The organism is Sphingomonas sp. Leaf17 (assembly GCF_001421505.1).
Taxonomy (GTDB): Bacteria; Pseudomonadota; Alphaproteobacteria; order Sphingomonadales; family Sphingomonadaceae; genus Sphingomonas.
In genome coordinates, this window is the sequence record NZ_LMKL01000009.1 from 75176 (window position 1) to 87280 (window position 12105).

Genomic DNA, 12105 nt, shown 5'->3' on the forward strand with positions numbered 1-12105 from the left:
GATTTGACACTGGCATATCCCATAAAGGCGTACCGCGTATGACCGACATCACCCGCCGTTCGGCGCTGGCCGGACTGACCGCCAGCGGCCTGTTCGCCCTGCCCGCGCGCGGCATGGCCGCTGGCCCCGCCCCGCATGACGGGCGGCGGACGGCGACGCGGCTGTGGTTCGCACAGCCCGCGGCGAAGTGGCTGGAGGCGCTGCCGGTCGGCAACGGCCATGTCGGGGCGATGGTGTTCGGCGGGGTGGCGACCGAGCGGTTGCAGCTGAACCACCACGCTTTGTGGTCGGGGCGTCCATCGCAGACCGACCGGCCGGAAACGCTGGCGGCGCTGCCCGAGGTTCGCCGCCTGCTGTTCGCGGGCAAATATGCCGAGGCGAACGCGCTGGCACAGGCGCGGATGACGACCCCGTTCGACGGCGAGAGCTTCGGGTCGTACCAGATGCTCGGCGACCTGACGCTGGCGTTCGATCACGGCGACGCAGTTACCAACTACGTCCGCGAACTGGACATGGCCGGCGGCTGCGTGCGGGTCGGCTACCGGGTCGGCGCGGCGCGCTATAGCCGAACCGTGCTGGCGTCGTTTCCCGACAAGGCGCTGCTGGTGCGGCTGGAAACGACCGCGCCGGACGGGATGGCGTTCACCGCGACGCTGGCGCGCGGGCAGGATGCCGGCGTCGCGCGCAACGGCGACACGGTGGCGATGACCGGGCGGCCCAGGCCCTATGGCACCGCCTTCGCCGCGCATCTGGCCTGCACGGCAGAGGGTGGTCGTGTGACCGCGCAGGGCGACGGCTACCGCGTCGAGGGCGCGCGCAGCGTCGTACTGATGCTGACCGCCGCCACAGACCTGCACGCGCCCGATCCGGTCGGGCGGTCGCGCGCGGCGCTGACCGCGGTGCGGGGCAAGGCGTGGCCCGCGCTACTGGCCGCGCATGATGCCGATTACCGGCCGTTGTTCGACGCCGTGGCGCTGGAACTTGGGACCGACGCCGCCGACGCGGTGCCGGCGGATGCGCGGCTGGCGGCGATCCGCGAGGGTGCGCCCGACCCTGCGGTGGCGGAGGCGTATTTCAACTTCGGCCGCTATCTGCTGATCGCCTCGTCGCGCGCAGGGTCGCTGCCCGCCAATCTGCAGGGGATGTGGGCGGACGGGTTCAGCCCGCCGTGGAGCGCGGACTATCACATCAACATCAACCTCCAGATGAACTACTGGCCGGCGCAAGCCTGCGGGCTGGGCGCGCTGGCGATGCCGCTGTTCGATCATGCCGAAATGCTGCGCCCGCATGGCGAGCGGACCGCCCGCATCGCCTATGGCTGCGGCGGGGCGGTGGCGCATTATACCAGCAATCCGTGGGGCTATACCGCGCTGGACGGCGACCTGCTGTACGGCCTTTGGCCCGAGGGGCTGGCGTGGCTGAGCCTGCATTTCTGGGAGCATTGGCTCTACACCCGTGACGCCGCGTTCCTCGCCACGCGGGCCTATCCGATGCTGCGCGCCTGTGCCGACTTCACGCTGGACTGGCTGATCCCGCATCCGGTGACGGGCCGGCTGGTGGCGGGGCCGGCGACCTCGCCCGAAAACACCTATGTCCTGCCCGGCGGGAAAACCGGTGCGATCACGATGGGGCCGGCGATGTCGCAGTCGATCGCCTATGCGGTGCTGAGCCGCGCGGCGATGGCGGCGCGGGCGGCGGGGATCGACCCAGCGTTCCAGGCGCGCTGCGACGCGGCGGTCGCGCGGCTGCAACGGCTGCGGATCGGGGCCGACGGTCGCGTGATGGAATGGCCCGAACCGTTCGTGGAAGCGGAACCGGGCCACCGCCACATCTCGCACCTGTTCGGCCTGTTTCCGGGGTATGAAATCGACCCGCACGACACGCCCGATCTGGCCGATGCCGCGCGAAAGACGCTGAGTGCGCGGCTGGCCAAGGGCGGCGGGCAGACCGGGTGGAGTGCGGCGTGGCTGGCGATGTTCCGCGCGCGGCTGGGCGATGGCGATGCGGCCCATGCGATGCTCGACAAGCTGTTCCGCGAGGCGACCGCCGCCAACTGGTTCGACACCCACCCCAGCGGCCAGCCCGAACCGCTGTTCCAGATCGACGGCAATTTCGGCGCGACCGCGGCGATCGTGGAAATGCTGATGCAGAGCCACAACGACTCGCTGCGCTTCCTGCCCGCGCTGCCCGCCGCCTGGCCGGACGGCCGGGTCCGTCGCCTGAAGGCACGGGGTGGGGTAGAGGTGGATCTGGACTGGCAGGGAGGCCGCGCGGTGCAGGCGGTGCTGCGAACCACGCAGGACGTGGACTACCGGCTGGTCGCGCCGCCGGGACAGCGCGTGGCGAGCTTGGACGGGCGTGCGGTGACGGGGGATGCGCCGACGCGGTTGCGCAGCGGGCGGCGGTATGTGGTGCGGTTCGCTGCCCCGTCATTGCGCGGGTAAGCGCGGCGATCCAGGGTAGCCCGCCACGCTCTGGATTGCCGCGCTTGCGCGCGCAACGACGGATGCTCCCCCATCACCCCAGGCTGAACGGCACGACCGTCTGCTGCTGTTCGCCCAGGCCCTGTACGCCGAGGCGCATCGTGTCGCCGGCCTTCAGGAAGATCGCGGTCGGCTTCTGCCCCTCGCCCACGCCCGGGGGCGTGCCGGTGATGAGCAGGTCGCCGGGGTGCAGCGTGATGAAGCGGCTGACATAGGCGATGCATTCGGCGACCGGGAAGATCATCGTGGCGGTATTGCCGGTCTGGCGGCGGATACCGTTGACGTCGAGGAACATGTCCAGCGCCTGCACGTCGCCGACCTCGTCCGGGGTCACCAGCCATGGCCCCGTGGGACCGAAGGTGTCGCAGCCCTTGCCCTTGTCCCACTGGCTGCCCAGTTCCTTCTGGAACGCGCGTTCGGACACGTCGTTTACCAGTACATAGCCGGCGACATGATCCAGCGCGTCGGCCTGTTCGACATAGCGGCAGGTGGTGCCGATCACGATGCCAAGCTCGACCTCCCAGTCGGTCTTCTGCGATCCTTTCGGCAGCATGACGGGGTCGTTCGGCCCGGTCAGGCAGGAAATCGCCTTGGTGAAGAAGATCGGTTCGGGCGGGACGGGCAAACCGGCCTCCGCCGCGTGGTCGGCATAGTTCAGCCCGACGGCGATGAACTTGCCGATGCCGTTCACCGGCACGCCGTAGCGCGGCGTGCCCTCGACCAGCGGCAGCGTGGCCGGGTCGATCGCCGCGATCCGCGCGATCGCCTCGGGCGTGACCGTCGCCGGCGTCAGGTCGGCGATGTGGGCGGACAGGTCGCGGATCCGGCCATCGGCATCGACCAGGCCGGGCTTTTCGGCCCCCGCGGTTCCAAAACGGCAAAGCTTCATCGCCACGCTCCTCGTTGCCCGATCGCCTGCCGGGCGGTGTTTCATATATACAAGTTGTTTTCGCGAAGTGAGGCGCTAACCCATGGCCGGTAACGGGTCAATCGCGCCGCAAGCGTGGGACCGGCAGGAGGAGGTTAGGCCGATGAAGGCTGCATCGACGCTGGATTATCGCGATATCGCCAGGGCCAGGCTGCCCCGTTTCCTGTTCGAATATTATGATGGCGGATCGTATGCCGAGGTGACGTTGCGCCGCAACATCGCCGATCTGGAGGCGATCGCGCTGCGCCAGCGGGTGCTGACCGACGTATCGACGATCAACCTGTCGACGACGCTGTTCGGCCAGCCCCAGGCGATGCCGATCGCGCTCGCGCCGATCGGGCTGGCGGGGCTTGGCGCGCGGCGGGGCGAGGTGCAGGCGGCGCGCGCGGCGGAAGCCGCCGGGATCCCGTTCTGCCTGTCGACCGTATCGGCCTGCCCGATCGACGAGGTGGTGGCGGGCACGACGAAGCCGTTCTGGTTCCAGCTGTACATGATCCGCGACCGCGCGTTCATGCGCGACCTGCTGGCCAAGGCGCGGGCGGCGGGGTGCAGCGCGCTGATCTTCACCGTCGACATGCCGGTGCCGGGATCGCGTTACCGCGACTATCGTTCGGGACTGGCGGGCGCGCCGGGCTTTGCCGGCAACATGCGCCGCGTGATGCAGGCGGTGGCGCGGCCGCGCTGGGCGTGGGATGTCGGCGTGCACGGCCGGCCGCACCATCTGGGCAACGTCGCGCCGGCGCTCGGCAAGAACAGCGGGTTGGAGGATTTCTTCGCCTGGATGGGCGGCAATTTCGATGCCAGCGTGGGTTGGGACGACCTGGACTTCCTGCGATCCGAATGGGACGGGCCGATCGTCATCAAGGGCATTCTGGACGTGGAGGATGCGCGCGAGGCGGCGCGGCGCGGGGTCGACGGAATCGTCGTGTCGAACCATGGCGGCCGCCAGCTGGACGGCGTGCCCTCCACCGCGGTCGCGCTGCCGCCGATCGCCGATGCGGTCGGCGACGCGCTGACCGTGCTGGTCGATGGCGGCATCCGCTCCGGGCTGGACGTGGTGCGGATGCTGGCGCTGGGCGCGAAGGGCGTGCTGCTCGGCCGCGCCTGGGCGTTCGCGCTGGCGGGCGGCGGGCAGAAGGGCGTCGCCCACATGCTGCGGCTGATGGAGGCGGAAATGCGCGTCGCGATGGCGCTGACCGCGCGGACCAGCATCGCCGCGATCGACCGGTCGATCCTGGTCCGCTGACATGCGGATCGACGCGCATCATCACCTGTGGGATCCGGGGCGCGGCGATTATGGCTGGCTGACCCCCGTTATGGGCGGGCTGTACCGGACGTTTTCGGCCGATGACCTCTCCCCGTTGCTGGCGGCGGCCGGGATCGACGGCACGCTGCTGGTGCAGGCCGCGCCGACCGAGGCGGAAACCGACTGGCTGCTCGATATCGCGCGCGCGACGCCGTGGATCGCGGGCGTCGTCGGCTGGCTCGATCTGGAGGCAGCGGACATCACCGGCCGAATCGCGGCGCGCGCGGCCGATCCGCTGTTCGTCGGGGTCCGACCGATGTTGCAGGATCTGGCGCAGCGCGACTGGATTCTGCGCGCGGGCCTGACGCCTGCGTTGGCCGCACTGGCAGCGCACGGACTGGTGTTCGATGCGCTGATCGCGGTCGACCAGATCGACGTCGTCGTCACGCTGGCGGCGCGACACCCGGACCTGACGATCGTGATCGACCATGCGGCCAAGCCGCTGATCGGCGATGCGGCGGGGTGGTCGCCCTGGGCCGACGGCATGGACCGGCTGGCCGCACGTCCCAACGTCGCGTGCAAGCTGTCGGGGCTGCTGACCGAGGCCCCGGCCGGGGCGGATACGGAAATGCTGCACCCTTATGCTGCACATCTGCTTGCAGCATTCGGGGCGGACCGGCTGGTCTGGGGCAGCGACTGGCCGGTGCTGACGACGACGGCCAGCTATGCCGACTGGTGGCGGATCGCCGCCGCCCTGATCCCCGCCGCCGACCATCAGGCGGTGTTCGGCGGCAATGCCGTGCGGCTCTATCGGCTGCGACCCGGCGGGTGAGAGTGAATCGCAGGTGAAACCCGCACGGTCCCCGGACGGTTTGCTGCCCTGACGACATGCAAGGATCGCACGCCATGGCCGAAGCCCGTATTTTTGAAGACCTGAAGGCGGATCACGACCGTCACCGCGACCTGCTGGAGCAGATCGGCACCAGCGATGCGGGTGAGCGCAAGGCGTTGTTCGAGACGTTTCGCGTAGAGGTCAGCGCCCATGCCGCCGCCGAGGAGGAATCGCTGTACGCGACGATGCTGGCCAAGCCGGACCTGCGCGACGACGCACGCCATTCGGTCAGTGAGCATAAGGAAATCGACGATTTTCTGGGTGAGCTGGCGGATATCGACATCGCATCGGACGACTGGATGACCAAGTTCGCCGAGATGCGCCACCGCTATGAGCATCACATCGAGGAGGAGGAGGAGGAGATGTTCCCCGCCGCCGCCGATGGCCTGAGCGATGCGGAGGAGGCCAGGCTGGCCGAGACGTTCGAGGCGCGCAAGCCGGCCGAGCTGGAACGCGCCGAGGCGAACCCGCCGGGTGGCGACGAGCGCGAATGAACCGAAGCGCGACCGCCTGAATGCAGGTCGTCACCCTCGACCGGCCCGATGACTTCGACGGCTGGCGCGCTGCCGCGCGCCGGCTTGTGCTGGCCGGTGTCGCACCCGATGCGGTGACATGGCAGGTCGGCAGCGAGGGCGGCGACCTGTTCGCGCTGACCGGCGATACGCCGCTCGCGGGCAGCGATGCACCGGAGGCGGGCGGCGATACGCCCGCCTTTTCCGTGCCGCGCGCGTTCGTCGATATCGCGGGCAAGGCGGCATTGTCGTCCGACCCGGCGCGGTTCGCCCTGCTGTACACATTGCTGCACCGGTTGCGGACGACGCCGAAGCTGATGGAGGACCACGCCGATCCGCTGGTGCGCTGGGTGGACCTGCTGGCCAAGGACGTGCGCCGCGACATCCACAAGATGCGCGCGTTCGTCCGATTCCGCGAAGTGACCGACGACGACGGCGCGCGCTTCGTCGCGTGGTTCGAGCCGGATCATCATATCGTCCGCGCCAATGCGACGTTTTTCGTCAACCGCTTCGCCAGCATGCGCTGGTCGATCCTGACACCCGAGCTGTCGATCCACTGGGACGGCACGACGCTGGTCGAAGGACCGCCCGCGACCCGGGCGGATGCGCCCGATGGCGACCCGACCGAGGCGGTCTGGAAAACCTATTACGCATCGACCTTCAATCCCGCGCGCGTAAAGATCGGCGCGATGCTGAAGGAGATGCCGCGCAAATACTGGAAGAACATGCCCGAAACCGCGCTCGTTCCCGGGCTGCTGGCGGCGGCACAGGCACGGGAGAGCGGGATGATCGCAAGAGCGCGCGACACGGTGGGCGGCAACAGCATGATCGCGTGGGAGGCCCTGCGCGACGAGGCGACGGGCTGTACCCGATGCCCGCTGTACCAGCCGGCGACGCAGACCGTGTTCGGCGAGGGACCGGTCGACGCCGCGCTGATGTTCGTCGGCGAACAGCCCGGCGATCAGGAGGATCTGGCCGGTCGCCCGTTCGTGGGGCCTGCGGGGCAGGTGTTCGACCGGGCGATGGCGGCGGCGGGGATCGACCGCGCGACGGCCTATGTCACCAACGCGGTCAAGCATTTCAAGTTCGAGCCGCGCGGCAAGCGGCGCATCCACGCGAAGCCCGATACCGGCGAGATCGACGCCTGCCGCTGGTGGGTCGATCAGGAGCGGTTGCTGATCCGGCCCAAGGTCACCGTCGCGCTGGGCGCGACGGCCGCACGGTCACTGACCGGCAAGACCGTCACGATTTCGCGCGAACGCGGCCGACCGCTGACGCTCGCCGATGGCGGGACGGCGTTCATCACCGTGCATCCGAGCTATATCCTTCGGATCCCCGATGCGGCGGCGGCGGACGCGGAGTTTGCGCGATTTGTCGAGGATCTGAAGCTGGCCGCCGGGGCGGTGGGGTAACGCTGTCCCGTCATTGCGAGCGCAGCGAAGCCATCCAGAGCGTGGCGGACGACCCTGGATGGCTTCGCTGCGCTCATAATGACGGAATAGAGCGGGTCAATCTCGCCCCGCACCCTTCGCCGCCTTCGGTCCCCGCCCTCTCCCAACGGGAGCAGGACGGAGGCGCACGGCCCCCCGGCAGGGTGAGGACGACCCGGGGTCAGAACGCCGCGGGATCCGGGCCGATACGCCCGTCGGCATCGTCCAGCGCGTCGATCGCCGCAATGTCCTCGGCCGACAGCGCCACATCCGCCGAGGCCGCATTGTCGCTCAGATGGTCCGCATCCGCCGCCTTCGGGATCACCGACAGGCCATGCGCCAGATGCCAGGCGATCACGACCTGCGCCGTGCTGCGCCCGATCCGGTCGGCGATGGCGACGATCGCCGGATCCTTCAGGACATCGCCCTGCCCCAGCGGGCTCCAGCTCTGCGTGATGATGCCGTGCGCCGTGTTATACGCCTGCAGGTCGCGCTGCTGAAACTTCGGGTGCAGTTCGATCTGGTTAACCGCAGGCGTGACGCCGGTGGCGGCGACGATTGCGTCGATATGCTCGGGCAGGAAGTTCGACACGCCGATCGACCGGGCCTTGCCGGCATCGCGCAAGGCGATCAACGCCCTCCACGCATCGACATACCGGTCCTGCCCGGGCTTCGGCCAATGGATGAGATACAGGTCGACCGCGTCGACACCCAGCAGCGCAAGGCTTTCTTCCAGCGCGGCCGCCGCATCGTCGTGCCGGTCGTTCCACAATTTGGTGGTCAGGAACGCGTCCGATCCCTTGTACCCGTCGCCGACACCGCGCTCGTTGTCATAGATCGCGGCGGTATCGACCAGCCGGATGCCGAGGTCTAGCCCGCGCCTGACGACGTGACCGACCTGTGCGTCGGGGATGAGGTAGGTGCCCATGCCAAGCGCGGGCATGGTGCGGCCATCGTTCAGGGTAAGATCGTGCATCGGGGTTCAACCGATGCGATGCGCGTGTGGTTCCGGTTGACCCCGACCACGCCATCGCGCACATCGCGGCCCCATGTTCGAAAAGATCCTCAGCGTCCTGGCGACCTTCACCATCGCGGTCATTTCCGGCGGCGGCTACATCGGCATCGCGCTGCTGATGGCGATCGAAAGCGCCTGCATCCCGCTGCCGTCCGAGATCATCATGCCGTTCGCGGGCTATCTGGTGTCGACCGGGCAGTTCGACCTGTATCTGGCGGCGACCGCCGGGGCGATCGGCTGCAACCTGGGGTCGATCGTCGCCTATGAGGTCGGCAAGCGCGGCGGGCGGCCGATGGCGGAACGCTGGGGCCGGTATCTGCTGATCGGTGCGGACGAACTGGACAAGGCGGACCGGTTCTTCGACCGCTGGGGCAGTCTGGCGGTGCTGATCGGGCGGCTGCTGCCGGTCATCCGTTCGTTCATCGCGTTTCCGGCCGGGGTCGCGCGGATGCGGCTGGTGCCGTTCCACGTCTATACCTTCATCGGGTCGTGGCCGTGGTGCTTCGGGCTGGCCTGGGTCGGCATGAAGCTGGGCGACAAGTGGAATAGCGATCCGCGCGTGAAGGCGGCGTTCCACCAGGCGGATCTGGCGATCGGGCTGATCCTGGTCGCGCTGGTCGCGCTCTACATCTGGCACCGCGTCAACGGGATCAAGAAAAACCGCGCCTGACCGCCGCGGCGCGCAAGTCCGCCGCGCGGGTCGGGGCCAGCGTATCCATCCGCCGGCGATAGGCCGCCACCCGCTCCGGCCCCGCCTGTTCGGGCGAGCCGGCGGCAAAGGGCGGCTGCGGGTCGTATTCGAAGCCCAGCTGCACCATCCGCGCATGCGCCTCCCCGCGCAGCGCCGCCGTCAGCGTCAGCGCAAAGTCGATGCCCGCCGTCACGCCGCCGCCGGTAACGCGGTTCCGATCCGTGACGGTTCGCGCCCGCACCGGCTGCGCGCCGAACAGCGCCAGATGCTCGTGCCACGCCCAGTGCGTCGTCGCACGATAGCCGCGCAACAGCCGCGCCGCGCCAAGGATCAGCGATCCGGTACACACGCTGGTCACCCACGCCGCCTTCCCGCCGATCGCCGCGACCCAGTCCATTGCCGCATCGTCGGCCATGACGTCGGTCACGCCGATGCCGCCGGGGACGCACAGGACGTCGGCGGCGGGCACATCGTCGAAGGTCGCGGTCGGCAGGATCGCAAAGCCCGCATCGGTCATCACCGGATCGCGCGTCGCCCAGACGAGATCGAGTTTTACGTTGCCCAGCCGCGACAGGATCTGCGCCGGCCCGGTCAGATCGAGCTGCGTGACGTTCGGGAACAGCAGGAAGGCGAGATGCAGGGGTGTGGTCATGGTCGATCGCTCCGGCGGGCATGGTGGACGATCAGCGCCAGCAGGGGCGCGGCGATGGCGCAGTACAGCCCCAGCCCGGCCCAGGGCGACCAGCCGAACCATTCGCCTGGCAATGTCTGCAACTGGCCCGCGCTGAACCGGACTTTCCAGACAAGGCTCCAGACCGGCCAGTCATAGTCGGGGGGCGCAAAGATGTCGGCGCTGGCGATCATCAGGTTCATCGCCATGGCGAGGCCGAGCAGCGCCGCCAATCCGGCCCGTGCGGCACGGCGCGACAGGCTGGCCCACCACGGGGCCAGACCGATCGCGGCGAGGCCGACCAGCGGTATCGCATGACGCGGACCGGTGGAATTGCCGCCATCCCAGTAGAAATAGGCCGCGTTGACGAGCAGCGCCACGGCAACCCCGGTCGCGGCCATGATCGCCAGCGCGCGCGTGGGCCGGGTATCCGCCAGCCGCGCAAGGCCGAACGGCGCGAACAGCACCAGCGCCGGCGCGACCCACACCAACCCGCGATGCGAGCCGAACAGGATCGCCCACAGCACCGATGGTCGCGGCACGCCGAGGCCGAACAGTCCCTGGTTCATCCCCTCGAACCCGACCACGTCCTGATAGCCGAGATGGAACGCGGTGCCGTACGCGAGCAGGTTGTAGAGGCCGAGCGGCACCAGCGCGACGAAGCCGCCCAGCGCGGCGACGCCGATCATCCGCCAGCGCCGAGGGTGCGGCCACCAGTGCGTCACCGCCCAGATCGCGACGACGCCGCCGACCAGCGCCGCCTGATATTCGACCACCACCGCCCAGCCGAGCGCCAGCCCGACCAGCAGCGCGCGCGGCCATAGCCCACGCGCGGTCCACGTCGACCACAGCGCGATCACCAGCAGCGCGGCGACCGGCGCATGGCCCAGCAAGGTGGTCGACCAGCCCCAGACCGGCGTGGCCAGCGCGAACCCCAGGGCCGCGAACACACCCGCCCCCGCGCGACCGGTCAGCGCCAGCCCCAGGTCGTAGAGCAGCGCGGCGGCCAGCGCGGTCAGCAGCGCCGGGCCGATCGCCACCGCGATCCGCTGGCGCAACCGCAGATAGCGCGTGAAGTGCGGCTCGCCGGCCAGCAGGATCTGGTCCGCCGCCGTCTCCCCGGTCGCCATATGGGCGATCGCGACCGCCGGCATCGCCATCAGCGTCATGCCCGGTGCCTTGTCGAGATAGGCGTGTCCGGCAAACCGCGCCTTGTCGATCGTCAGGTCCGCGAATTCGTCGATCGTCGCGTCGCCATCCTCGACCAGGCTGATCGCCGCGAACAGGCGGGTCGCGTTGTTGGGATTGAACTCCCACGATCCGAACCATGCGCAGGACAGCCAGACGAGCGCGAAGATCAGAATGGGCAGGCGACGGCCGGGTCGGGTCATCGTTGCTGTCTGCCCCAGCGAGGGTGGCGTGGGAAGGGCATGTGTGTCGCGCGGCGAGGACTGCCCTCCCCTCGCATGCGATCCCGGATTGCTCCGGTCCTACGGCAGGCAGATTCACCGTGTCCCACGCGACGTGGGGGGCGTATGCACCGACGGCACGCGATCAGCAACAGCGGGGCGGCCAACGACGGTCACCGTGTCGCGACCGTCGCCACGATCGTCACCCCGGATCACGGGCGAATCAGGCACGGGGGGGGGTCATGAGGGCTGGCTGCCGCGCCCGCTGGTTCCGGTCCGGTCGCCCTTACTTCGTGACACCCTCTCCCGATGGGAGAGGGAGGGAGGCGCAAAGCGCCGGAATGGTGAGGGTGTCCCCCATTACGGCAGGACCGGCGCCTGCGACGCCCGCGCCGCGTTCTCGCGCTTGGATTCGCGTACGCGCTGGGCGAAGCAGCCGGTCTGGCCGCCGGCGCCGATCGTCGAGCAGCTGCCGATGCTGTTCGTACCGACGCCGGTCGACAGCGTGCTGTCCGCGCGCGCGGCCCAGCTTTCGTTTTCGGGGGTGATCTGAAGCTCGCGCAGCTCCTTGGGCACGCGAAACTGTTCCTGCGCGCTGCGGCGTTCGCAGATGACGATCTCGTCGCCATCGGTGTTGGTCGGGCAGCGTTCGTTGCCGTACAGCACCAGCACGCCGTTGATCGGCGCGCGCTTCGCGACCTCGCCGGGAGCCTCGATCCGCTTTGCCGCCGGGGCCCCGGGCATCGCCGCCTGTTGCGCGCCGGCCGTTCCGGGCAGGAGCGACAGGGCGGCGGCCATCCCGGGCAACACGAACGGGTTGATCTTCATG

General features: G+C 69.4%; 11 protein-coding genes. 6 read left to right on the top strand and 5 right to left on the bottom strand.

Going from position 1 to position 12105, the window contains the following annotated elements:
• The first annotated feature begins 38 nt into the window (after nt 1-38).
• Complete coding sequence (locus tag ASE75_RS14185) at nt 39-2444, top strand: glycoside hydrolase family 95 protein (RefSeq protein ID WP_055934739.1); 2406 nt, start codon at nt 39-41, stop codon at nt 2442-2444.
• A 73-nt stretch (nt 2445-2517) separates the two neighbouring features.
• Here ASE75_RS14185 and ASE75_RS14190 read toward each other — a convergent pair whose 3' ends face one another.
• The gene (locus ASE75_RS14190; RefSeq protein WP_055934741.1) at nt 2518-3372 is read right to left on the bottom strand and encodes a fumarylacetoacetate hydrolase family protein; all 855 of its coding nucleotides are present in this window, start codon (nt 3370-3372) and stop codon (nt 2518-2520) included.
• 142 nt (nt 3373-3514) lie between these two features.
• On the opposite strand from ASE75_RS14190, the gene lldD reads away from it, so the two are divergent.
• The 4 genes from lldD to ASE75_RS14210 all read left to right on the top strand — a co-directional run bounded on the left by lldD (nt 3515) and on the right by ASE75_RS14210 (nt 7473).
• Nucleotides 3515-4657, top strand: a complete 1143-nt coding sequence (gene lldD, locus ASE75_RS14195; protein WP_055934744.1) for an FMN-dependent L-lactate dehydrogenase LldD — start codon at nt 3515-3517, stop codon at nt 4655-4657.
• A 1-nt stretch (nt 4658) separates the two neighbouring features.
• Nucleotides 4659-5489, top strand: a complete 831-nt coding sequence (locus ASE75_RS14200; RefSeq protein ID WP_055934746.1) for an amidohydrolase family protein — start codon at nt 4659-4661, stop codon at nt 5487-5489.
• 74 nt (nt 5490-5563) lie between these two features.
• Nucleotides 5564-6043, top strand: a complete 480-nt coding sequence (locus ASE75_RS14205; protein ID WP_055934748.1) for a hemerythrin domain-containing protein — start codon at nt 5564-5566, stop codon at nt 6041-6043.
• Nucleotides 6044-6063: 20 nt separating this feature from the next.
• Entirely contained in the window at nt 6064-7473 is a 1410-nt protein-coding gene (locus tag ASE75_RS14210; protein ID WP_055934750.1) for a UdgX family uracil-DNA binding protein, read from the top strand.
• Nucleotides 7474-7672: 199 nt separating this feature from the next.
• Here ASE75_RS14210 and ASE75_RS14215 read toward each other — a convergent pair whose 3' ends face one another.
• A complete protein-coding gene (locus ASE75_RS14215; RefSeq protein WP_055934753.1) occupies nt 7673-8467 on the bottom strand; it encodes an aldo/keto reductase in 795 nt (264 codons plus the stop codon).
• A 73-nt stretch (nt 8468-8540) separates the two neighbouring features.
• On the opposite strand from ASE75_RS14215, the gene ASE75_RS14220 reads away from it, so the two are divergent.
• Nucleotides 8541-9176 carry a DedA family protein gene (locus tag ASE75_RS14220; RefSeq protein ID WP_055934755.1) on the top strand — a complete coding sequence of 212 codons (636 nt, stop codon included), beginning with the start codon at nt 8541-8543 and terminating at the stop codon, nt 9174-9176.
• Here the strand turns inward: ASE75_RS14220 and ASE75_RS14225 are convergent.
• The 3 genes from ASE75_RS14225 to ASE75_RS14235 all read right to left on the bottom strand — a co-directional run bounded on the left by ASE75_RS14225 (nt 9157) and on the right by ASE75_RS14235 (nt 12104).
• On the bottom strand, nt 9157-9849 hold the full coding sequence (locus tag ASE75_RS14225; protein ID WP_055934757.1) for a DJ-1/PfpI family protein: 693 nt from the start codon (nt 9847-9849) through the stop codon (nt 9157-9159). The genes ASE75_RS14220 and ASE75_RS14225 overlap by 20 nt on opposite strands.
• The gene (locus ASE75_RS14230; protein WP_055934759.1) at nt 9846-11258 is read right to left on the bottom strand and encodes a hypothetical protein; all 1413 of its coding nucleotides are present in this window, start codon (nt 11256-11258) and stop codon (nt 9846-9848) included. The genes ASE75_RS14225 and ASE75_RS14230 overlap by 4 nt, the downstream gene beginning before the upstream one ends.
• A 378-nt stretch (nt 11259-11636) precedes the next feature.
• Entirely contained in the window at nt 11637-12104 is a 468-nt protein-coding gene (locus ASE75_RS14235) for a hypothetical protein (protein ID WP_235512801.1), read from the bottom strand.
• Nucleotide 12105: the final 1 nt, after the last annotated feature.